The 19,092-nt window shown below is 71.0% G+C and carries 21 protein-coding genes; 7 read left to right on the top strand and 14 right to left on the bottom strand.

The features are described 5' to 3' along the window. Positions 1–58: 58 nt before the first annotated feature. From ACTJKO_RS07550 to ACTJKO_RS07530, 5 genes are all read right to left on the bottom strand, one after another. On the bottom strand, positions 59–346 hold the full coding sequence (locus ACTJKO_RS07550; protein ID WP_440687282.1) for a hypothetical protein: 288 nt from the start codon (positions 344–346) through the stop codon (positions 59–61). A 66-nt stretch (positions 347–412) separates the two neighbouring features. Then, on the bottom strand, positions 413–694 hold the full coding sequence (locus ACTJKO_RS07545) for a hypothetical protein (protein ID WP_440687280.1): 282 nt from the start codon (positions 692–694) through the stop codon (positions 413–415). Between the two features lie 108 nt (positions 695–802). Next, entirely contained in the window at positions 803–1,096 is a 294-nt protein-coding gene (locus ACTJKO_RS07540; RefSeq protein WP_440687278.1) for a hypothetical protein, read from the bottom strand. Positions 1,097–1,481: 385 nt separating this feature from the next. Next, positions 1,482–2,513: an aldo/keto reductase gene (locus ACTJKO_RS07535; RefSeq protein WP_440687276.1), complete on the bottom strand. Its 1,032-nt coding sequence runs from the start codon at positions 2,511–2,513 to the stop codon at positions 1,482–1,484. A 53-nt stretch (positions 2,514–2,566) separates the two neighbouring features. Continuing rightward, positions 2,567–3,352 (bottom strand): alpha/beta fold hydrolase, encoded by a 786-nt coding sequence (locus tag ACTJKO_RS07530; RefSeq protein ID WP_440687274.1) that lies wholly within the window; start codon positions 3,350–3,352, stop codon positions 2,567–2,569. A 34-nt stretch (positions 3,353–3,386) separates the two neighbouring features. Between ACTJKO_RS07530 and ACTJKO_RS07525 the strand changes: the two genes are divergently transcribed. After that, complete coding sequence (locus ACTJKO_RS07525) at positions 3,387–4,166, top strand: NAD(P)H-hydrate epimerase (RefSeq protein WP_440687622.1); 780 nt, start codon at positions 3,387–3,389, stop codon at positions 4,164–4,166. A 13-nt stretch (positions 4,167–4,179) separates the two neighbouring features. Here the strand turns inward: ACTJKO_RS07525 and ACTJKO_RS07520 are convergent, their stop codons facing one another. After that, positions 4,180–5,121 carry a 2-deoxy-5-keto-D-gluconate 6-phosphate aldolase domain-containing protein gene (locus ACTJKO_RS07520; RefSeq protein ID WP_440687272.1) on the bottom strand — a complete coding sequence of 314 codons (942 nt, stop codon included), beginning with the start codon at positions 5,119–5,121 and terminating at the stop codon, positions 4,180–4,182. Between the two features lie 38 nt (positions 5,122–5,159). Between ACTJKO_RS07520 and ypfJ the strand changes: the two genes are divergently transcribed. Further along, complete coding sequence (gene ypfJ, locus ACTJKO_RS07515; RefSeq protein WP_440687270.1) at positions 5,160–6,059, top strand: KPN_02809 family neutral zinc metallopeptidase; 900 nt, start codon at positions 5,160–5,162, stop codon at positions 6,057–6,059. A gap of 50 nt (positions 6,060–6,109) precedes the next feature. Here ypfJ and ACTJKO_RS07510 read toward each other — a convergent pair whose 3' ends face one another. Continuing rightward, positions 6,110–7,036: a DsbA family protein gene (locus ACTJKO_RS07510; RefSeq protein ID WP_440687268.1), complete on the bottom strand. Its 927-nt coding sequence runs from the start codon at positions 7,034–7,036 to the stop codon at positions 6,110–6,112. 240 nt (positions 7,037–7,276) lie between these two features. Between ACTJKO_RS07510 and ACTJKO_RS07505 the strand changes: the two genes are divergently transcribed. Together ACTJKO_RS07505 and ACTJKO_RS07500 are read left to right on the top strand one after the other, a co-directional pair. Continuing rightward, positions 7,277–8,377 carry an ABC transporter ATP-binding protein gene (locus tag ACTJKO_RS07505; RefSeq protein WP_440687266.1) on the top strand — a complete coding sequence of 367 codons (1,101 nt, stop codon included), beginning with the start codon at positions 7,277–7,279 and terminating at the stop codon, positions 8,375–8,377. A gap of 105 nt (positions 8,378–8,482) precedes the next feature. After that, positions 8,483–9,802: a DUF4032 domain-containing protein gene (locus ACTJKO_RS07500; RefSeq protein ID WP_440687264.1), complete on the top strand. Its 1,320-nt coding sequence runs from the start codon at positions 8,483–8,485 to the stop codon at positions 9,800–9,802. A 78-nt stretch (positions 9,803–9,880) separates the two neighbouring features. Here ACTJKO_RS07500 and rlmB read toward each other — a convergent pair whose 3' ends face one another. From rlmB to ACTJKO_RS07480, 4 genes are all read right to left on the bottom strand, one after another. Further along, positions 9,881–10,891 (bottom strand): 23S rRNA (guanosine(2251)-2'-O)-methyltransferase RlmB, encoded by a 1,011-nt coding sequence (gene rlmB / locus ACTJKO_RS07495; RefSeq protein ID WP_440687262.1) that lies wholly within the window; start codon positions 10,889–10,891, stop codon positions 9,881–9,883. 28 nt (positions 10,892–10,919) lie between these two features. Then, positions 10,920–12,329, bottom strand: coding sequence for a cysteine--tRNA ligase (cysS, locus tag ACTJKO_RS07490; RefSeq protein ID WP_440687260.1), 1,410 nt, complete (start codon positions 12,327–12,329; stop codon positions 10,920–10,922). 59 nt (positions 12,330–12,388) lie between these two features. Next, positions 12,389–13,576 carry a 2-C-methyl-D-erythritol 4-phosphate cytidylyltransferase gene (ispD, locus tag ACTJKO_RS07485; protein WP_440687258.1) on the bottom strand — a complete coding sequence of 396 codons (1,188 nt, stop codon included), beginning with the start codon at positions 13,574–13,576 and terminating at the stop codon, positions 12,389–12,391. 64 nt (positions 13,577–13,640) lie between these two features. After that, complete coding sequence (locus ACTJKO_RS07480) at positions 13,641–14,123, bottom strand: CarD family transcriptional regulator (protein WP_066518156.1); 483 nt, start codon at positions 14,121–14,123, stop codon at positions 13,641–13,643. A 158-nt stretch (positions 14,124–14,281) separates the two neighbouring features. On the opposite strand from ACTJKO_RS07480, the gene ACTJKO_RS07475 reads away from it, so the two are divergent. Beyond that, positions 14,282–14,926, top strand: a complete 645-nt coding sequence (locus tag ACTJKO_RS07475; protein ID WP_440687256.1) for a hypothetical protein — start codon at positions 14,282–14,284, stop codon at positions 14,924–14,926. A gap of 79 nt (positions 14,927–15,005) precedes the next feature. Here the strand turns inward: ACTJKO_RS07475 and ACTJKO_RS07470 are convergent, their stop codons facing one another. Further along, complete coding sequence (locus ACTJKO_RS07470; RefSeq protein WP_440687254.1) at positions 15,006–15,686, bottom strand: response regulator; 681 nt, start codon at positions 15,684–15,686, stop codon at positions 15,006–15,008. Continuing rightward, positions 15,683–16,849, bottom strand: coding sequence for a sensor histidine kinase (locus ACTJKO_RS07465; RefSeq protein ID WP_440687252.1), 1,167 nt, complete (start codon positions 16,847–16,849; stop codon positions 15,683–15,685). Before ACTJKO_RS07465 ends, ACTJKO_RS07470 begins: the two co-directional genes overlap by 4 nt. A 158-nt stretch (positions 16,850–17,007) precedes the next feature. Between ACTJKO_RS07465 and phoU the strand changes: the two genes are divergently transcribed. Further along, positions 17,008–17,676: a phosphate signaling complex protein PhoU gene (phoU, locus tag ACTJKO_RS07460; RefSeq protein ID WP_440687250.1), complete on the top strand. Its 669-nt coding sequence runs from the start codon at positions 17,008–17,010 to the stop codon at positions 17,674–17,676. A gap of 31 nt (positions 17,677–17,707) precedes the next feature. Then, positions 17,708–18,256 (top strand): AAA family ATPase, encoded by a 549-nt coding sequence (locus ACTJKO_RS07455; RefSeq protein ID WP_440687248.1) that lies wholly within the window; start codon positions 17,708–17,710, stop codon positions 18,254–18,256. 51 nt (positions 18,257–18,307) lie between these two features. Here the strand turns inward: ACTJKO_RS07455 and ACTJKO_RS07450 are convergent, their stop codons facing one another. Next, entirely contained in the window at positions 18,308–19,054 is a 747-nt protein-coding gene (locus tag ACTJKO_RS07450; protein WP_440687246.1) for a phosphoglyceromutase, read from the bottom strand. Positions 19,055–19,092 lie beyond the last annotated feature (38 nt).

Here is a 19,092-nt window from a genome sequence, read left to right as displayed (position 1 = left end):
TTGGCGGCGTGTTATCCACAGCCGGTCCCGTCATCATACGGACAAGGGCTAGGCAAACCTATGCAGGAACCCTACAAATGGGGTCACTTGGGTCCTTCGAGTAGCGAACGGCGTCGCGCCACAGCCAAGCGCAATCCGATGCCTGCCCGAACCCCCACTCGACGAGTACGGCGCGTTCCGTGTACGCGATCGCCCGTGCCTCGACCTCGAGGATGCGGTCGGGGAACTGCACCCAGGCGAGGACCGGATCCGGTGCGTGCAGGTCAACCTCGACGCCGCCACGCGCCGCCTCGGGGAGCGAGTAGGCGGGTCCGAGCGTCCAGCGGTCGCGTCGTCTCCGTCCCACGGCGCGAAGGTACCGGCGAGGGCCGACAACCGCGTAGCTGGTCGGCTGCGGGTCGCGGCCACGCAGCTACGCGTCCCCGCGTCGGCCGGCGGCGCGGGCGTGCAGCTCGGCGACGAACCCGGGGTTCGGGGTCTCGAGTTCGTCCTCTGGAGCGTCCTGGATGAGTACCGGGATTCCGGCGCCAAGCATCACCTGTACCTGCGTGGTGGATCCGCTGAAGTCGTAGGTCGGCACGGTGACGACGTCGCTGTCTCGGGACTGGGCGAGCGCGGCGGCGTACTCGATCACCGCTTCCGCCACGTCGTCGCTGGCGATGATCGATGCGAGTCCGTAGACGATGTGCTTCATTGTGTTTCCCTGATCGCGTTGCCGTGGTTGCGCGGCTTCCCGAAGACGGTAGCCCTGTGTTCGGTCCACACCGGCTCAGGCCGCACAATGCGGACACCCGGTCAGACGTCAGTCCTTGCGTGGAGCGAGCTTGCGGATCGTCACGGCATCTCGCGGTACCCACGCGCGCTGCAACCGCCCCTGCCAGGCGATCTCGACGTACACGGCGATGTCGGACCGGGCGACGGCGAACGCCTTCACAGTGTCGAGGACGCCGATCTGGTCGAAGCGGAGCCGGTGCACGGTGACTGGCTGGGGCGGGTCGACGGGCGCCGGGGTGCCGATCTGGTCGAGGGGCAGGGACTCTGCGGCGTAGATCGGGACGTCCTGGTGCTCGGGTGGCGCCCACTTGTGCTCGGACATGGGTCGATGATCACTGCCACCGCCGACAGGGAACGGATACTCACCGATTTGCCTCGGAAACCGTTCCGCGTGCTGGTGCGGCTCGGCGCTCATAGGACCGTTCCATTTGATCAACAACCGGGGATATTGCTAAGTGGCAACTCACCCGTGATCGTATAGCCCGTGAACGGGGGTTGCGGGTTCGAGTCCCGCTGCCGGCCCCGATGCGAAGGCCCCGGGCGAGCGATCGCCCGGGGCCTTCGGCGCACGGAACACGGATCAGGGGCGTTCCCAGCGCTCGACTCGGTAACCAGCCGGTCGTGCAGTGATGGTGACACTTCACCCACGCGCTGTCCAGGCTCCCGCGGAACCTCGCGGAAAGCCGCAGAAGCCGGACAGCGGACCCTCAGCGACCGCCGGTGATCCGGCGCTCCCGCTGTGCGACACCGGCGGTGCCGTACGGGTAGTCGTCGATGCGCGGTGCGCTGACGTCGGTCAGGGTCTGCAGCTCGTCGTCGGTCAGCACCAGGTCCGCCGCGCCGAGGTTGTCCTCGAGCTGCGACAGCGTCCGGACGCCGAGGATGACACTCGTGACGGCCGGCCGCGCGAGGAGCCAGGCGAGGGCGACCTGCGACCGCGAGGCGCCGTGGGCGTCGGCGATGCCGGACACGGCGTCGAGCACGGCCCAGGTCCGCTCGTCGTTGTTCCGGGCCTCCCAGGCCTCCATGCCGCGCTGCGGGTTCTCCCCGAGGCGGGTGGCACCGGTGGGCGCTTCGTCGCGCTGGTACTTGCCGGACAGCCACCCGCCGGCGAGGGGCGACCAGGGCAGCAGACCGATCCCGGCGTCGAGGCACGCGGGGACGATCTCGTGCTCGATGTCGCGGACGAGCAGGTTGTACTGCGGCTGGAGCGTGACCGGCGGCGCCCAGTGGTGCGCCTTCGCCTCGTACACGGCCTTCGTGATCTGGTAGCCGAGGTAGTTCGAGAAGCCGTACGAGCCGATCTTCCCCGCGGACACGGCGTCGTCGAGGAAGCGCAGGGTCTCCTCGATCGGGGTGAGGGCGTCCCACGCGTGCATCTGGTACAGGTCGATGTGGTCGACGCCGAGCCGTTCGAGCGAGGCGTCGAGGGCCACCCGGAGGTGTCGGCGGGAGAGCCCGAGGTCGTTCGGGCCGTCGCCCTGCGGGAACCGTCCCTTCGTCGCGATGACGACCTGTGCGGCCTCGGTCGGGTGGGCGGCGAGCCAGCGGCCGATGATCCGCTCCGACTCGTTGCCGGAGTACACGTCGGCGGTGTCGACGAGCGTGCCGCCGGCGGCCACGAAGGCGTCGAGGATGGCGTGGGAGGTGGGTTCGTCGGCTTCGCTGCCGAACGTCATGGTGCCGAGGGTCAGCGTCGACACCGATGTCCCGCTGTTGCCGAGGAGTCTGTAGTCCATGGCCGGGACGGTACGCGCGGCGGTCCGGGACAGCGAGGACCTGCGAGTACCCCTCAGCGCGCGCTGGACAGGAAGGCGATCGCGGCGTCCCGGAACGCCCGCGACGTCGGCGCGTTGAAGTGGTTCCGGCCGGGGATCTCGAAGAAGGACGCGTCCGGAGCCGCCGCCGCCAGCCGGACGGCGCTGTCCTTGATGCCGTCCTCGCTCCCCGCCGCCATGAGGATCGGCTGCGCGGGCGCGTTGTCGGGCGTCGGCTCGATGCTGTCCCGCATCCCCTCGACCATGGCCACGAGCGCGGCGAGGTCGTTCCCCTCGACGTTCCCCGCCATCGTGAGGTACCCGTTCGTCACGCGGTCCTCGATCGGGGTGCCGTCGGCGAGGTACGCCTTCGCCTCGTCGACGCGGACGCGGCGCATCGGGTCGGCGTCGGGGATGCCGCCGAAGACCGCGCGCGTGATCCGGTCGGGCAGCCGCTCGGCGGTGTGCCACCCCACCCGGGCGCCGAGCGAGTACCCGAGGTACGCGACGTCGTCGAGCAGGTACGTGTCGATCACCGCCGTGACGTCGGCCACGAGCAGGTCCATCGAGTACGCGGCGGGCTCGTGCGGCTTCGAGCTCGCCCCGTGTCCGCGCTGGTCGAGCGCGACGACGCGGTAGCCGGCACGCACGAGGTCCCTCGTCCACCCGGAGGCGTGCCAGTTGAGGAGCGCTCCGGAGGCGAACCCGTGCACGGCGACGACGGCCGGTGCCTCGGGATCGCCGAAGTCGTAGGTGGCGATCTTCATGCCGTCGGGGGACATCACGGCACGGGGTCGGGGCGCTTCGGGGACGAGTGACATGTCCCCTCCAGGGTATCCGGGCAGGGTGGCCGACATGGACGGCTACGGCGGCGATCAGATCCGGGCGGCGGAACGGCCCCACCTCGAGGCGGGCGAACCCCTCATGCAGCGTGCGGCGGACGGCTTGGCGGCGATCGTCGGAGGACTGCTCGACGACCCGGCGGTGCGGCCGGGGGACGGACCGGGGTCGGTCCTAGTGCTGGCGGGCAGCGGCGACAACGGTGGGGACGCGCTGTTCGCCGGGGCACGCCTGGCGGCGGACGGGAGGCGCGTCACGGTGCTGCGCGTCGGCTCCCGTGTGCACGAGGCGGGCATGGCAGCGGCGCTGGCTGCCGGGGTGCGCCTCCTGGACAGCCCGAGGGACGCCGGATCGGACGCCGACGCCGCGGGTGCCGCGGGGGCCGCTGACATCCTGCAGGCTGCGCTGCCCGACGACGGCTCCCGGTGGGCGTCCGTCGCCACGGAGGCCGCGCTCGAGGCGGACCTGGTGCTCGACGGGATCCTCGGCATCGGCGTGCGGGGCCCGGCTGCCCTCCGTTCCCCGGCCCGCGAGGTCGTGGACGCGATCCGGGAGCTCGCCCGCGACCAGCGCGCCCCGTTCGTCGTCGCGGTCGACGTCCCGAGCGGTATCGACGTGGACACCGGCGGCGTGGCGGACGAGCACGTGCTGCACGCGGACGTCACGGTCACCTTCGGCGGGGTGAAGGCCGGCTTGCTGACCGGACCGGCCGCGACGCTCGCCGGCCGGATCGAGCTGGTCGACGTCGGGATCGGCGCGGACCTCGCGGCGATGGAGCCGCTGGTCCGCACCTGAGCCCGCCCGACGGTCAGACCGCGCCGGCGTCCACCCCGTGCTCGACGTCGCCGCGCGCCTCGAGCCAGGTGTCCACGAAGTGGCGGTAGTTCGCCGCGATGAGTCCCTCGGCCGACTCGGTGTCGAGGTGTTCGCGCACGACGTCCTCGAGCGGTTCCTCCCAGTTGCTCCGGCCGATCGCGAACCCGACGAACCCGTCGACCGGTGCCGCGGTGCGGAGCCAGTGGTCGAGTTGCTCCTGCGGGGCGTCACGGCCGAGGACGATGCACCGCACGGTGTCCCGGCCGCCACGACGGACCGCGGCGACGACCCGCTCGGCGTCCGCCCGCTCGTCGAGGCCCTCGAGCTTCCACACGTCCGCCTCGACGCCGTGGTCCTGCAGGTACTCGATCACCTCGACGACGAGCGCCGGGCGGAGGTCGCGGTCGTAGTCCTCGACGCGGGCCCGCTGTTCGTCGGTCGCGGGGACGAGCAGTTCGACGAGGAAGGGCCGCCCGGCGTCGTGCAGCGCGGAGGCCACCTCCGCCAGGTCGGACGCCTGCTGCGCACGGCGTGCTGCGTCGAAGTCCGGGTTGTCGCGCACGAGGACCTTCACCCAGTCCGGATCGAACGCGTCGACGTGTGCCATCCAGTGGTCGCCGTACTCGAGCTCGAACCACTCGCGTCCCGACCGTTCGACGGGCATCGCGAGCTGGAGCCCGGCGTCCTTGACGAGCCGGGCGACGTCGGCGCCGTAGCGCTCGTCGACGAGGACGCCGGTGCGCTCCCGGGACGCCCCGGCGGCCAGGGCGGTGAGGACGCCCCGGTAGACGAGTCGCTTGCCGGCGCGGACCCGCTCCGCCTCGGACTCGTCGATCGGCTCACCGCCCGACTCGTCGTACGTGTGCTCGAGGAGCGACGAGCGCTGGTCCATCGCGAAGAGGAAGAGGGGGTGCTGTTCATCGAGGGCGACCATGTGCACCATGGTGCTCCCGCCACCCGTACGTTCGAGGCATGACGTTCAACGAGGACTCACAGCTCACGGGCGGGAAGGTCAAGCGACGGGGTCGGACGGCCGCGGTGGCCGGCGGGGGCGTCGTCGGCGTCGGTGCGATCGTCGTCCTGCTGCTCACCGTGCTGACCGGCGGCGACCTCGACCTCGGTGCGCTGCTCGGCGGCGGCGGGACGACGCAGATCCAGCAGCAGGGCGAGACGGTCGACCCGGCCTCGGAGTGCCGGACCGGTCGGGACGCCAACCTGAAGGTGGAGTGTCGGATGGAGGGGGCGGCCGAGTCGCTCGACGGCTACTGGAGCGCCGAGTCCCGGAAGCTCGGGATCGCGTACACCTCGCCGGACTTCTCCCTGTTCGACGGGACGACGGACACCTCGTGCGGGACCGCCTCGGCGTCGACGGGGCCGTTCTACTGCCCGCCCGACCGTGCCGTGTACCTCGACACGGCCTTCTACGACGACCTGCGGTCCCGCTACGGGTCCTCGGGCGGCCCCCTCGCGCAGATGTACGTCGTCGCGCACGAGTGGGGGCACCACGTGCAGCAGCTCCAGGGCACGTTCGCCGGGACCGACCGGTCGGGCACCGGCGCCGCGTCCGGCAGCGTCCGCGTCGAGCTGCAGGCCGACTGCTACGCGGGGGCGTGGGTCGGCGACGCGGCGAACACCCGCGACGCGAACGGGAAGACGTTCCTCGAGCCGATCACCCGCGCGGAGATCGACGACGCGCTGTCCGCGGCGAGCGCGGTCGGCGACGACAGCATCCAGCAACGGTCGAGCGGACACGTCGACCCGGACTCGTTCACGCACGGCACGAGCCGGCAACGGCAGGACTGGTTCCTGCGCGGCTACCAGCGGGGTGCGACCGGGTGCGACACGTTCAGCGTCCCGGGGTCGTCCCTGTAGGAGGGACCGGCAGGACGGTCCCGCCCGATCGGTCTGACGGGGCCGCCCGGTCAGTCCGACGGGGTCGCGCTCGGCGTGGACGTGCGCCCCGGGGTCGCGCTCGGGGTCGGCGTGCCCGCGGTCGCGCCGGCCGCCGTCACCACGAAGGTGCGGAAGTCGTCGTTCGTGATCGGCGACGTCAGCTCGTAGTGCTGGCCGTTGACGAGCACGAGCGGGGTCCCCGGGAAGGTCGTGAGGGTGGAGCCGGGGATGTCCCCGCCGGACACCGCCGAGGTCCGCTCGTCGACCCACTTGGCGTAGGTCTGGTCCTCGATGCACTTCGCGATCGTCGACCGCTTCCGCAGCCCGTCCACACCCGTGACGACCTTGATCAGCTGGGCGTCGGTGAGGCCGGCGGTGTTCTCGTCCGGCTGCTTCGCGAACAGCGCCTGGTTCACGGCGAAGAACTGGTCCGGGGAGTTGTCCGCGACGCACGCCGCCGCGTTCGCCGCACGGAGCGAGTACTTCGTGCCCTGCGACCGGTTCGACAGGATCGCGACCGGGTGGATGTCCACCGTGGCGGCCCCGGAGTCGACGAGGCTCTCGATGTACTCGCCGTTCGCCGCCTCGAACTGGCCGCACACCGGGCAGAGGTAGTCGACGTACATCGTGATGCGCACGGCACCGGACGCGTCGGTCGCGGTCGGCTCGGGCTTCGCGGAGGCAGCCGTCTCCGCCTTGAGGCCCTGACCGATCGTGATGCCGCCCTGCGACATGTTCGACGGGCCCGGGCCGGCGGGCTGCACGGAGTCGACGAGGACGAGCGTCACGATCGTCGCCACCGCCAACAGCACGACGCCGAGACCGATCTGCAGGCCGAGCCGGACGCCGCGCTGGCGTCGCTTCTGCTGGGCACGGGCACGCTGTGCGCGCTGTCGTGCTGCTTCGCGTCGTTCGTTCCGCGCGGCGCGGGCGTCACCCTCGGGGCGGTTGGTCATGCGTCGTTGGTCCTCACTCGGTCGTCGTCCGCACGGCCTCCCCCGCACGGCGGACGGACCCGGCGATTGTAGTAGGCCCCTCCGGGAACCACCCAACCAGGTGTGAGGACTGGCGGACCCGACGCAGATCGTGTTGTATGAACCCGATGGTCGACGGCGACCATCCGGGGCCCCAACGGGCAACCGCTTCACTCGGATCGTCCGGCACGTACCTGCCGGTGAAGGAAGGATCGAACGCTCATGGCGTCCGTCACCTATGACAAGGCAACCCGTCTCTACCCCGGAGGCACCCGCCCCGCGGTCGACTCCCTCGACCTGGACGTCGCCGACGGCGAGTTCCTCGTCCTCGTCGGCCCCTCGGGTTGCGGCAAGTCGACCTCGCTGCGCATGCTCGCCGGCCTCGAAGAGGTCAACTCGGGCGCGATCCGCATCGGCGACCGCGACGTCACCGACGTCCCGCCGAAGGACCGCGACATCGCGATGGTGTTCCAGAACTACGCGCTGTACCCGCACATGACCGTCGCCGAGAACATGGGCTTCGCGCTCAAGATCGCCGGCGTCGGCAAGGAAGAGCGCGCCACCCGCGTGCAGGAAGCCGCCAAGCTCCTCGACCTCGAGCAGTACCTCGGCCGCAAGCCGAAGGCGCTCTCCGGTGGTCAGCGTCAGCGTGTCGCGATGGGCCGCGCGATCGTCCGTCAGCCGCAGGTGTTCCTCATGGACGAGCCGCTGTCGAACCTCGACGCCAAGCTCCGCGTCCAGACCCGCACCCAGATCGCCTCGCTGCAGCGTCGTCTCGGGGTCACCACGGTCTACGTCACGCACGACCAGACCGAAGCGCTCACCATGGGCGACCGCATCGCCGTGCTCAAGGACGGCATCCTGCAGCAGGTCGGCTCGCCGCGCGACCTGTACGAGAAGCCGAACAACGTGTTCGTCGCGGGCTTCATCGGTTCGCCGGCGATGAACCTGCTCCCGGCCGACGTGGTCGAGGGCGGCATCAAGTTCGGCTCGCTCAACCACCCGATCGACCGCGACACGCTCTCCAACGCGCGCGCCGGGCAGATCACGGTCGGCATCCGCCCCGAGGACGTCATCGTCGCCCAGTCGGGCGAGGGCCTGCCCGTCACGGTCGACGTCGTCGAGGAGCTCGGCGCCGACGGCTACCTCTACGGTCACGCCGACGTCAACGGCTCGCGCGTCGACATCGTCGCCCGCGTCGACGGCCGTCAGCACCCGTCGATCGGTGACACGATCGTCGTCACGCCGAAGCAGGGCCACGTGCACGCCTTCGACACCGAGTCGGGCGACCGCCTCGACGACAAGGCCGTCGTCAGCGCGTAACGCGACAGCACGGATACTGGAGGCGCGGTGCCCGCTGNCACCGCGCCTCCCGTCTGTCCGCCCCACGCACGCACCCGGCCCGTCCGCGCACCGAAGGAACCCACCGTGCCCGACTCGATGTCCATCACCGCCGCCACCGTCGACCCCGGTCTGCTCGACCTGCCGTGGGACCTCCCCCTCGCCGACTGGCCGGACAGCACGATCGTCGCGCTCCCGAAGGGCATCTCACGGCACCTCGTGCGCTTCGTGCAGCTCGGCGGGTACGTCGTCGCCGTGAAGGAGACCGGCGAGGAGGTGGCGCGCGCCGAGTACGAGATGCTCCGCACCCTGCAGCGCATGGACGTGCCGTGCGTCGACCCCGTCGCCGTGATCACGAACCGGGTGAGCGCCGACGGCGAGCAGCTGCACCCCGTCCTCGTCACCCGGCACCTGCGCTTCTCGCTGCCGTACCGCGCGCTGTACTCGCAGACCCTGCGGCCCGAGACGGCGACGCGACTGGTCGACGCCCTGGCCCTCCTGCTCGTGCGGCTGCACATCATCGGGTTCTACTGGGGCGACGTGTCGCTCTCGAACACGCTGTTCCGCCGCGACGCCGGGGCGTTCGCCGCCTACCTCGTCGACGCCGAGACCGGGAAGCTCTACCCCGGCGGTCTGTCGAACGGGCAGCGCGAGAACGACCTCGAGGTCGCCCGCGTGAACATCGCCGGCGAGCTCCTCGACCTCGAGGCAGGCGGTCGGCTCGACGAGAACGCGGACCCGGTCGACGTGTCGAACCGGATCGTCGCGCAGTACCGCACGCTGTGGAAGGAGCTCACCGGCACCGAGCAGTTCGACGTCAAGGAGCGCTGGCGCATCAACGACCGCGTCGAACGGCTCAACGCGCTCGGGTTCGACATCGAGGAGCTCTCCATCCACACGACCGAGGGTGGTTCGCAGGTGCGGATCCAGCCGAAGGTCGTGGACGCCGGACACCACCAGCGGCGACTGCTCCGCCTGACCGGGCTCGACGCCGGGGAGAACCAGGCACGGCGGCTCCTCAACGACCTCGACTCGTACCGGGCGCGCAACGGCCGCGACCAGCTCGACGAGGAGATGGTCGCGCACGAGTGGGTCTCGAAGGTGTTCGAGCCGGTGATCCGATCGATCCCGCGCGAGCTCCGCGGGCGACTCGAACCGGCCGAGGTGTTCCACGAGCTGCTCGAGCACCGCTGGTTCATGTCCCAGGAAGAGGAGCGGGCCGTCTCCCTGCCGGAGGCCACGACCGCGTACATCAACGACGTGCTCCGGCACCGTCGCGACGAGCGGCTGCTCATCAACCCGCCGACGTCGTCGATGACGCTGCCGATCCCGACGGTGTCCTCCGAGGACGGAGCGGACGCGGAGGACGAGGACGCCGACGTCGACGACTGGCGCGCCGGCGTCTGACGCCCGGCGGCGGTTTCCGCCCCCTCGGCGACCGACGCACGGCGCGTCGTGCCCATTCGCGCCTCCTGTGCGAGCGACCTACGCTGCGCGACGGCGCCGGGCGACCTCCCACAGGGTGACGCTCGCCGCGATGCCCGCGTTGAGGGACTCGGTCGCGCTCGAGATCGGGATCGACACGACGGCGTCGCACGTCTCGGTGACCAGACGCGACAGGCCCTTGCCCTCCGACCCGACGACGATCACGATCGGGCGGTCGGCGAGCTCCAGCTGGTCGAGCTGCACGTCGCCGTCACCGGCGAGCCCGAGGACGAAGAGTCCCATCGACTTGAGCGACTTCAGCGTCTGCGTGAGGTTGGGTGCCATCGCGACGGGCGTCCGGGCGGCGGCACCGGCCGACGTCTTCCAGGCGCTGGCGGTCACCCCGACGGAACGGCGCTGCGGCACGATGACGCCGTGGCCGCCGAACGCAGCGGTCGAACGGATGATCGCACCGAGGTTGCGCGGGTCGGTGATGCCGTCGAGGGCGACGACCAACGGGACCTCGTCCTTCGCGAAGGCACGCTCGACGATGTCCTCGGCGACGGCGTACTCGTAGGCCGGCACCTTGAGCGCGACACCCTGATGCACGCTGTCGTGGCCGGTGATGCGGTCCAGCTCCGGCCGCATGATCTCCATGATCGGCACGCCGCGGTGGTTGGCGAGCGCGAGGATCTCCTTGACACGGTCGTCGACCTCGATGCGGGCGGCGACGTACAGCGTCGTCGACGGGGTCTTCGTGCGGAGGGCCTCGAGCACGGAGTTGCGTCCGGTGACCAGCTCGGAGTCGTCGGACTTCCGCTGCGGCGGCCGGCGGGTGCGCTGCTGCGGCGCGCTCGACGCACCGTGACGGCCGCGGGCTGCCTCGAGGCGCTCCTTCGCGGCCTTGCGCTTCCCGGCCGGGTGGTACGGACGGTCCTCGGCCTTCGGGGTCGGCTTGCGGCCCTCGAGCGCCTGCGCGCCCTGGCCGCCCGAGCCGACCTGCTTGTTGCCCTTGCGGCCGGAGCGGACGGCGCCCGGCCGACCCTTCTTGCTCCCCGAGACGTTCTTCATTGCTCTCTCCTGTCCGGCACTGCCGTTGTCAGGCGATGCTCCAGCGTGTACCTGCTGCGGTGTCTTCGATCGTGATGCCCGCGGCTGCGAGGTCGTCCCGCACGCGGTCGGCCGTGGCGAAGTCGCGCGCCGCCCTGGCGTCGGCGCGTTCCTGGACGAGGCGTTCGACGAGGGCTGCGAGCGGTGCGGCCGACGCGTCGTGGCCACCGCCGGACCAGTGGGCGGCCCGCGGGTCGATGCCGAGCACCTCCACCATCGCGGCCACCTGATGGTACGCGGTTCCGAGCGCTTCCGCATCGTCGGCGTCCAGGGCGGCGTTCCCCGCGCGCACCGTCTCGTGCAGCACGGCGAGCGCCTGGGGCACCGCGAGGTCGTCGTCCATGGCCGCCGCGAACGCCTCGGGCACGGACGGGGCGTCGGCGAGGTGCACGCCCTCGAGTCGCGGTTCGGCGCGTTCGAGGAACCCGGCGATGCGGTCGTACGCGGCCTCCGCCTCGGCCAGGGAGCCCTCGTGGTGGTCGATCGACGATCGGTAGTGCGCGGCGCCGAGGAAGTAGCGGACCACCGCCGGTCGCGCCGACGCGAGGAAGTCCGCGGCGAAGATCGAGTTGCCGAGCGACTTCGACATCTTCTGGCCCTCGACCGTCACGAGGCCGTTGTGCAGCCAGTACGAGGCGAACGGGTCCCCCGCCGCCGTCGACTGCGCGAGTTCGTTCTCGTGGTGCGGGAAGCGGAGGTCGAGCCCGCCGCCGTGGATGTCGAACGCCGGGCCGAGGTAGCGCCGTGACATCGCCGAGCACTCGATGTGCCAGCCCGGACGCCCCGGACCCCAGGGCGACTCCCAGTTCGCGGTCGGCGGCTCGTCCGGCTTCGCCCCCTTCCAGAGCGCGAAGTCACGCGGGTCGCGCTTGCCGCGGGGGTCCGCGTCGGCGGCCTCGACCATGTCCTCGCGCCGCTGACGGGTGAGCGCGCCGTACGACTCCCAGCTGCCGGTGTCGAAGTAGACGTCGCCCGAGCCGTCCGCCGCCACGTACGCGTGGCCGCGGTCGATCAGTCGGGCGATGATCTCGTGCATCTGCGGGACGCTCGCGGTCGCCCGCGGTTCGTACGTCGGCGGCAGGATCCCGAGGGCGTTGTAGGCGGCCGTGAACTCGAGCTCCACGCGGTAGGCGCGTGCGAACCACGGTTCGTCGGTGGCGGCGGCGAGGTCGAGCACCTTGTCGTCGATGTCGGTGACGTTCCGCACCAGCGTCACACGGAGGCCGCGGTACGTCAGCCAGCGGCGCCAGATGTCGTACACCAGCGCCGACCGCAGGTGTCCGATGTGCGGCGAGGACTGCACGGTCGGACCGCACACGTAGATGCTCACCTGCCCGTCGACCAGCGGGACGAGGTCGACGACGGCTGCGGCGCGGGAGTCGTACAGGCGAACGGTCACGGTGCAACCCTAATCGGCGGGGGCGTGCCGTTTCGGGAGGCGCGGGTCGGCCGGACGGTTCAGGAGGCGCGGGCCGGCCCGGACGGACCGGCACCGGTGACGAGGGCGGTCGCGATCGCGGTGAGCCCCTCGCCGCGTCCGGTGAACCCGAGTCCGTCGGTGGTCGTGCCCGACACGGCGACCGGTGCCCCGACCGCCGCCGCCAGGGCGTCCTGCATCTCGTCCCGCCGGGCACCGATTCGCGGGCGGTTGCCGACGACCTGGACGGTCACGGACACCGGCACGAGACCGACCGCGGCGAGCGCCGCGACCGCGCCGCGGATGAAGACGTCGCCCGCGGCACCGGCGTACGCGGGGTCCGAGGTGCCGAACCGTCCCCCGATGTCGCCGAGCGCTCCTGCCGAGAGCAGGGCGTCGCAGACCGCGTGCGCGACCGCGTCGCCGTCGCTGTGACCGGAGAGGCCGGGTTCGCCCGGGAAGTCCAGCAGCCCCACCCGGCACGGGGCGTCCTGGTCGAACGCGTGGACGTCCACCCCGAGACCGACGCGGACCGCGGTCGGCGCGGGGGCGTCGGCGCGGACGATGGACTCCGCCCGGCGGAGGTCCCACGCGGTGGTGATCTTGAACGCGTCGGCGTCACCGGGGACCGAGCGCACCGTGCCGCCCGCTGCCTGGAACACCCCCGCGTCGTCGGTCTCGGCCCGCTCGGACACGGCGTACGCCTGCCGGAGCGCGGCGAGCGGGAAGCCCTGCGGCGTCTGCACCCCGACGAGCGCCGCACGGTCGACGGTCTCGACGACGACGTCACCGTCCACCCGCTTCACCGTGTCGGTGACCGGCAGCGCGGGGACGACACCGGCCCCCGTCGCCTCGACCGTGTCCGCGACGAGCGAGAACTGCGACGCGGGGGTCAGACACCGCGCTGCGTCGTGGACCAGCACCGTGGTGACGGAGTCCGGCAGCACGGCCAGGCCGGCCTCGACCGAGGCGTGGCGATCCGCGCCTCCCGGGACGACGGCGGTGTACGCGACCGCAGCGCCCGCGACCGAGGCGACCAGCGAGCGGCACGCGTCGAGGTGTGACGCGGGCGCCACCACCACGACGAGCACCGGCGCGGGCAGTGTGAAGAGCGGCGCGAGTGCGCGTTCGAGCATGAGCGACCCCGCGACGGGCACGAACGCCTTCGCCGTGCCGAGGCCGAGCCGGGTGCCGGAACCGGCCGCGACGACGACGACCGCACGGTCCACCCCGGAGGGGAACCGTGCGGTCGTCGTGTCGTGCGGTGCTGTCGCGCTCAGTGGTTCGACGCGGTCAGGAGGCGAGGACCTCGTCGAGGACGGTCGATGCCTGGTCCTCGTCGGTCTTCTCGGCCAGTGCCAGCTCGGAGATGAGGATCTGCCGCGCCTTGGCGAGCATCCGCTTCTCTCCGGCGGACAGGCCGCGGTCCTGGTCGCGACGCCAGAGGTCACGGACGACCTCGGACACCTTGATGACGTCACCGGAAGCGAGCTTCTCGAGGTTCGCCTTGTACCGGCGCGACCAGTTCGTGGGCTCCTCGGTGAACGGGGCACGCAGGACCTCGAACACCTTGTCGAGGCCTTCCTTGCCGATCACGTCGCGGACACCGACCAGGTCGACGTTGTCCGCCGGCACCTCGATCGTCAGGTCCCCCTGGGTGACCCGCAGCTTCAGGTAGACCTTTTCCTCACCCTTGATGACGCGCGTCTTGACTTCAGAGATGGTTGCCGCCCCGTGGTGGGGGTAGACGACGGTCTCGCCGACCTCGAATTGCATGTATCAGGCTCCGTTCCGAGACACCCAGTTTACCACAAGCAATTTTCGGGTAAGGGGCACCTAACCATTCGCACACCCGCTCGATCGGTAGGATGGTGTCGGACCGTCCGGTCCACATCGTGATCTTCCGGAGGAATCTCTTGCGAGCTCGGGTACTCGTGTCCGTCGCCGTTGCGGCAACCATCGCGCTCGGCGCCACCGGCTGCGAGTTCATGTCGCCCGCACAGACGACGGAGATCAAGCAGATCACCGACGGCGTCAACGTGTCGACGGGCAAGGTCGACGTCCGCAACGCCCTGCTCATCGCCGACGACTCCGAGGGTGCACGGTTCATCGGCACCATCGTGAACAACGCGGACAAGGGCGACATCACCCTCTCGATCGAGGTCGGCGGGGACACCCAGACCGTCACGGTCCCGGCGAACACGCACGTCGACCTCGGGGCGGCTGCGGCGCCGAGCGCCCAGGCCACGTCGCCCACCGAAGAGGGGCAGACCACGCAGGGCACGAAGGCCGGCCGGACGCAGGACGTCGTGTTCGACGGTGCGGACACCAAGCCCGGATCCCTCGTCAAGGTCTACTTCTCGTACTCCGGCGCCGAGGGTGTCTCCGCCAGCGTGCCGGTGCTCACCAGCGCGCAGGAGGAGTACGCGACCCTCGCCCCGACGCCCACCCCGTCCGGCACCGCCACCTCCCCGTCGGAGGACGGCACGAAGCCGACCGGCGACGCGACCGCTCCCGGTACGCAGCCCGGTGACTCGCAGACCGATTCGTCCAGCGGCGACGCCGGCACGAACGGCTAGTCAGCACACACGCATCGCACCGGAGGCCCGGTGCCGGTCCACGCGGCCGGCACCGGGCCTCCGGTGCGTCACGCCCGGGTCAGCCCTCGATGCGGTAGCCGAGCCCCCGGACGGTCACGAGGATCTCCGGCGCGCTCGGCACGCGCTCGATCTTCGAGCGGATGCGCTTGATGTGCACGTCGAGGGTCTTCGTGTCGCCGAAGTAGTCGGAGCCCCAGACCCGGTCGATGAGCTGCCCGCGGGTGAGCACGCGCCCCGCGTTCCGGAGGAGCAGCTCGAGCAGCTCGAACTCCTTGAGCGGCATCGGCGTCTCCGAACCGTCGACGGACACGGTGTGCCGCTCGACGTCCATCCGGATGCCGCCGACCTGCAGGATGCCGCTGTCCGCGGGGTCGTCCTCGGTGCGGCGACGGAGCACGGCACGGATCCGGGCGAGGAGCTCCCGCGTCGAGTACGGCTTCGTCACGTAGTCGTCGGCGCCGAGCTCGAGCCCCACGACGATGTCCACCTCGGAGTCCTTCGCGGTGAGCATGATGATCGGGATGTTCGACCGCGTGCGGATCTGTCGGCACACCTCCGTGCCGGACAGCCCCGGGAGCATCAGGTCGAGCAGCACCAGGTCCGGGTTCTCCGCGTCGAACTTCGACAGGGCGGTCACGCCGTCCGCAGCGACGGAGGTCTCGTACCCCTCGCGCTGCAGCAGGAACTCCAGGGGCTCGCTCAGGGCCGGCTCGTCGTCGACGATGAGGATCTTGGTCACGATTGCTGCTCTTCCAGTTGCTCTTCGAGTGCTGTGGTCAGTTCCGGGTCCGCCTCGGGGAGACGGATGGTGAAGGTCGAACCCTTGCCGGGCTGCGACCAGACGCGCACGTCACCGCCGTGGTTGCCGACGACGTGCTTCACGATCGCGAGACCGAGGCCGGTGCCCCCGGTCGCGCGGGAGCGTGCGGGGTCGACGCGGTAGAACCGTTCGAACACGCGGTCGAGGTCGGCCTCGGGGATGCCGACGCCCTGGTCCGTCACCGCGATCTCGACGAACCCCTTGGCGGACCGGACGCCCACCCCGACGCGGGTGTGGTCCGGGGAGTACTTCACCGCGTTCGCGATGAGGTTCGACACCGCGATCTGCAGGAGCCCGGGGTCCCCCATCACCTTCAGCTTCGACTTCTTCGCCCGGACGATCTCGATGTCCCGTGCCCGTGCCACGATCTCGTTCGCGTCGACGGCGGCCTGCACGATGCGGTCGATCGAGGTCTCCTCGCTGTTCTCCAGCGCGTCGACGGACTGCAGCCGCGAGAGCTCGATGATGTCCTTCGTCAGGGCTGCCAGCCGTTCCGACTCGGTGACGAGCTGCGCGGCGAACTTCCGGACGTGCTGCGGTTCGTCCGCGGCCGCGACGAGGGTCTCGGACAGCAGGCCGATCGCGCCGATCGGGGTCTTCAGCTCGTGGGAGATGTTCGCGACGAAGTCACGCCTGACCTCGTCGATCCGCCGGCTCTCGGTGAGGTCGTCCGCCGTCAGGAGCACGTAGCGGTTGCCGAGCTGCGCGGCGCGGAAGCTGAGGTAGCCGACCAGCTCACCCCTGCGGCCACGCGGCAGCTCGAGGTCCTCCGACCCCATCTCGCCGCTCCGGCGGACCCGGTCGACGAGGGCGACGAGTTCCTGGTGCACGAGCTTCCGTCGGACGACCAGCCCGACCGTCAGCGCCTGCGGCGACGCGGCGACCACCGTGTTCGAGGGGTCGACGACCACGGCGGGGTTGTGCATCGTGGCGATGACCGCGGCGACGCCGTCCGGGAGCGTCCGTTCCGCCACGTCTGCTGCCCGAGCCGTGCGCTCGGCGGTGATGATCAGCACCACGACGCCCGCGCCGAAGACCCCGCCGAGGAGCATCGACAGTGGCACGAGCCACGCGTTGTCCATGCCGTCAGTGTAGGGATGGTCACGCGGGGTTCGGGCCCTGTTCACCCCTCTCCGGGGCAGGAGCGGCACCGGATCGCGAAGCGTTCAACCGCACGTCACCGTTCGTTCACCTGGGCTGACGACACTCGTCCGGTACGCATCAGAGAGGCACATCCCCCATGCGCGAAGTCTTCCAGCAGGAACTCCAGGACGTCCAGGAGCGACTCACCGAGATCGCCGGGCTCGTCGAGTCGGCGATCACCCGCGCCACCCAGGCGTTCAGCGAGTCCGACGTCGCCCTCGCCGAGGAGGTGATCGCCGACGACGCCAAGATCGACGAAGCGGCGAACAGCCTCGACGAGATCGCGATCGACATCCTCGCGCGCCAGGCCCCGGTGGCCCGTGACCTCCGCGTCGTCGTCACCGCCCTGCGCGTCAGCTCCTCGCTCGAGCGCATGGGCGACATGGCGGAGCACATCGCCCAGCTCGCCCGCCAGCGCTTCCCCGAGAAGGTCGTGCCGAAGGGCCTGCGCGGCACCTTCAAGCAGATGGGTGCGCACGACGTCGCGATGGCGCAGAAGCTCACGCGCCTCATCGCCACCGAGGACATCGCGCTCTCGGCCGAGATCCGCGACGAGGACGACGCCGTCGACGAGCTGCACGCGAGCGTCTTCGACTTCGTGCTCGGGGAGACCTGGAAGGGCAACCCGATCGACACCGTCGACGCGACCCTCGCCTCGCGCTACCACGAGCGGTTCGCCGACCACGCGGTGTCGATCGCCAAGAAGGTGGAGTACCTGGCGACGGGCGACTGGACCGGCGCCTCCGCGGCGACCGCGACGGTCTGACCCCGGCCCTCGCTTCTGCGAGGATCGTGCCATGGCCCAGGTCGCGATCATCGTCAACGGCATGCCCGGTTCCGGCAAGAGCACCATCGGTGCCGCACTGGCCGAGGTGCTCGGGTGTCCGTTCCTGTCCAAGGACCGGATCAAGGAGCCGCTCGCCGACCTCGTCGGACCGATGATCGGATCCCGGCCGCTCGGCGCCATCGCGATGGACACCATGTGGTCGATGGCCCGGGCCGTCGACAACGGGGTCGTCCTCGACGCCGTCTGGCTGCCCGAGCGCGACCGCGACCTCCTGCAGGCGGGGCTCGCCTCCGCCGGGTCGCCGCGCGCCGTCGAGGTGTGGTGCCACGTCGACCGCGGCACGGCCGAGGAGCGGCTGCGCGACCGCTACGAACCCGGCACGCTGCCGGTGCGCCACGAGGTCCACGGCGACCTCGACGACGTCCTGACGTTCTGGGACGAGCACGGGACGTCGGCGGCGCCGGTCGGCCTGCACGGGGTCCCCGTGGTGCGGGTCGACACCACCGAGGCCTACGACGTCGGCGCCCTCGTACAGGAGATCGCCTCGCACTTCATGTGACGACGACGGCCGCAGCCCGAGGGACTGCGGCCGTCGTCGTGCGTGCGATCGCTACTTCTTGGCGCCCTGCGCGGCCACGGCGGCGGCACCCGCTGCGGCGGCCTCGGGGTCGAGGTAGTACGAGGGCTTCACCGGGCGGAAGTCGTCGTCGAGCTCGTACACCAGCGGGATGCCCGTCGGGATGTTCAGCCCCGCGATGTCGTCGTCCGAGATGCCGTCGAGGTGCTTCACGAGCGCCCGGAGCGAGTTGCCGTGCGCGGTCACGAGGACGGTCTTGCCGGCCGCGAGGTCCTTCGTGATGTCCGACTCCCAGTACGGCAGCAGCCGCTCGATCACGAGCTTGAGCGACTCCGTCCGGGGCAGCTGGTCCCCGAGGCCCGCGTACCGGCGGTCGCCCGCCTGGGACCACTCGGCGTCGTCGGCGATCGGGGGCGGCGGGACGTCGAACGAACGACGCCACTCCATGAACTGCTGCTCGCCGTACTGCTCGAGCGTCTGGGCCTTGTCCTTGCCCTGCAGGTCGCCGTAGTGGCGCTCGTTGAGCCGCCAGTCGCGCTTCACCGGGAGCCACGCGAGGTCGGCCTCGAGCAGGGCGATGTCCGCCGTCTGGATCGCACGGGTCAGCAGCGAGGTGTACAGGACGTCCGGGACGATGCCCGACTCGGCGATGAGTTCGCCGGCGCGCTTCGCCTCCTTCTCGCCCAGCTCGCTGAGCCGGACGTCGACCCAACCGGTGAACAGGTTCTTCTGGTTCCAGTCACTGTTGCCGTGACGGAGCAGGACGAGCGTGGAGGTCATGCCCCGATCCTACCGAGCGGGTGCACGCCCGTACCCTG

It is taken from the genome of Curtobacterium sp. 22159, from assembly GCF_052045775.1.
In the GTDB taxonomy this organism is placed as follows: domain Bacteria; phylum Actinomycetota; class Actinomycetes; order Actinomycetales; family Microbacteriaceae; genus Curtobacterium.
This window is presented reverse-complemented; position numbering and strand designations above follow the sequence as displayed.

What these genes read in the sequence shown, in the direction of transcription:
- ACTJKO_RS07545 (WP_440687280.1), bottom strand. Translation starts at nt 694, where the DNA reads ATGAAGCACATCGTCTACGGACTCGCATCGATCATCGCCAGCGACGAC.
- ACTJKO_RS07540 (WP_440687278.1), bottom strand. Translation starts at nt 1,096, where the DNA reads ATGTCCGAGCACAAGTGGGCGCCACCCGAGCACCAGGACGTCCCGATC.
- ACTJKO_RS07535 (WP_440687276.1), bottom strand. Translation starts at nt 2,513, where the DNA reads ATGGACTACAGACTCCTCGGCAACAGCGGGACATCGGTGTCGACGCTG.
- ACTJKO_RS07530 (WP_440687274.1), bottom strand. Translation starts at nt 3,352, where the DNA reads ATGTCACTCGTCCCCGAAGCGCCCCGACCCCGTGCCGTGATGTCCCCC.
- ACTJKO_RS07525 (WP_440687622.1), top strand. Translation starts at nt 3,387, where the DNA reads ATGGACGGCTACGGCGGCGATCAGATCCGGGCGGCGGAACGGCCCCAC.
- ACTJKO_RS07520 (WP_440687272.1), bottom strand. Translation starts at nt 5,121, where the DNA reads ATGGTCGCCCTCGATGAACAGCACCCCCTCTTCCTCTTCGCGATGGAC.
- ypfJ (WP_440687270.1), top strand. Translation starts at nt 5,160, where the DNA reads ATGACGTTCAACGAGGACTCACAGCTCACGGGCGGGAAGGTCAAGCGA.
- ACTJKO_RS07510 (WP_440687268.1), bottom strand. Translation starts at nt 7,036, where the DNA reads ATGACCAACCGCCCCGAGGGTGACGCCCGCGCCGCGCGGAACGAACGA.
- ACTJKO_RS07505 (WP_440687266.1), top strand. Translation starts at nt 7,277, where the DNA reads ATGGCGTCCGTCACCTATGACAAGGCAACCCGTCTCTACCCCGGAGGC.
- rlmB (WP_440687262.1), bottom strand. Translation starts at nt 10,891, where the DNA reads ATGAAGAACGTCTCGGGGAGCAAGAAGGGTCGGCCGGGCGCCGTCCGC.
- ACTJKO_RS07480 (WP_066518156.1), bottom strand. Translation starts at nt 14,123, where the DNA reads ATGCAATTCGAGGTCGGCGAGACCGTCGTCTACCCCCACCACGGGGCG.
- ACTJKO_RS07465 (WP_440687252.1), bottom strand. Translation starts at nt 16,849, where the DNA reads ATGGACAACGCGTGGCTCGTGCCACTGTCGATGCTCCTCGGCGGGGTC.
- phoU (WP_440687250.1), top strand. Translation starts at nt 17,008, where the DNA reads ATGCGCGAAGTCTTCCAGCAGGAACTCCAGGACGTCCAGGAGCGACTC.
- ACTJKO_RS07455 (WP_440687248.1), top strand. Translation starts at nt 17,708, where the DNA reads ATGGCCCAGGTCGCGATCATCGTCAACGGCATGCCCGGTTCCGGCAAG.
- ACTJKO_RS07450 (WP_440687246.1), bottom strand. Translation starts at nt 19,054, where the DNA reads ATGACCTCCACGCTCGTCCTGCTCCGTCACGGCAACAGTGACTGGAAC.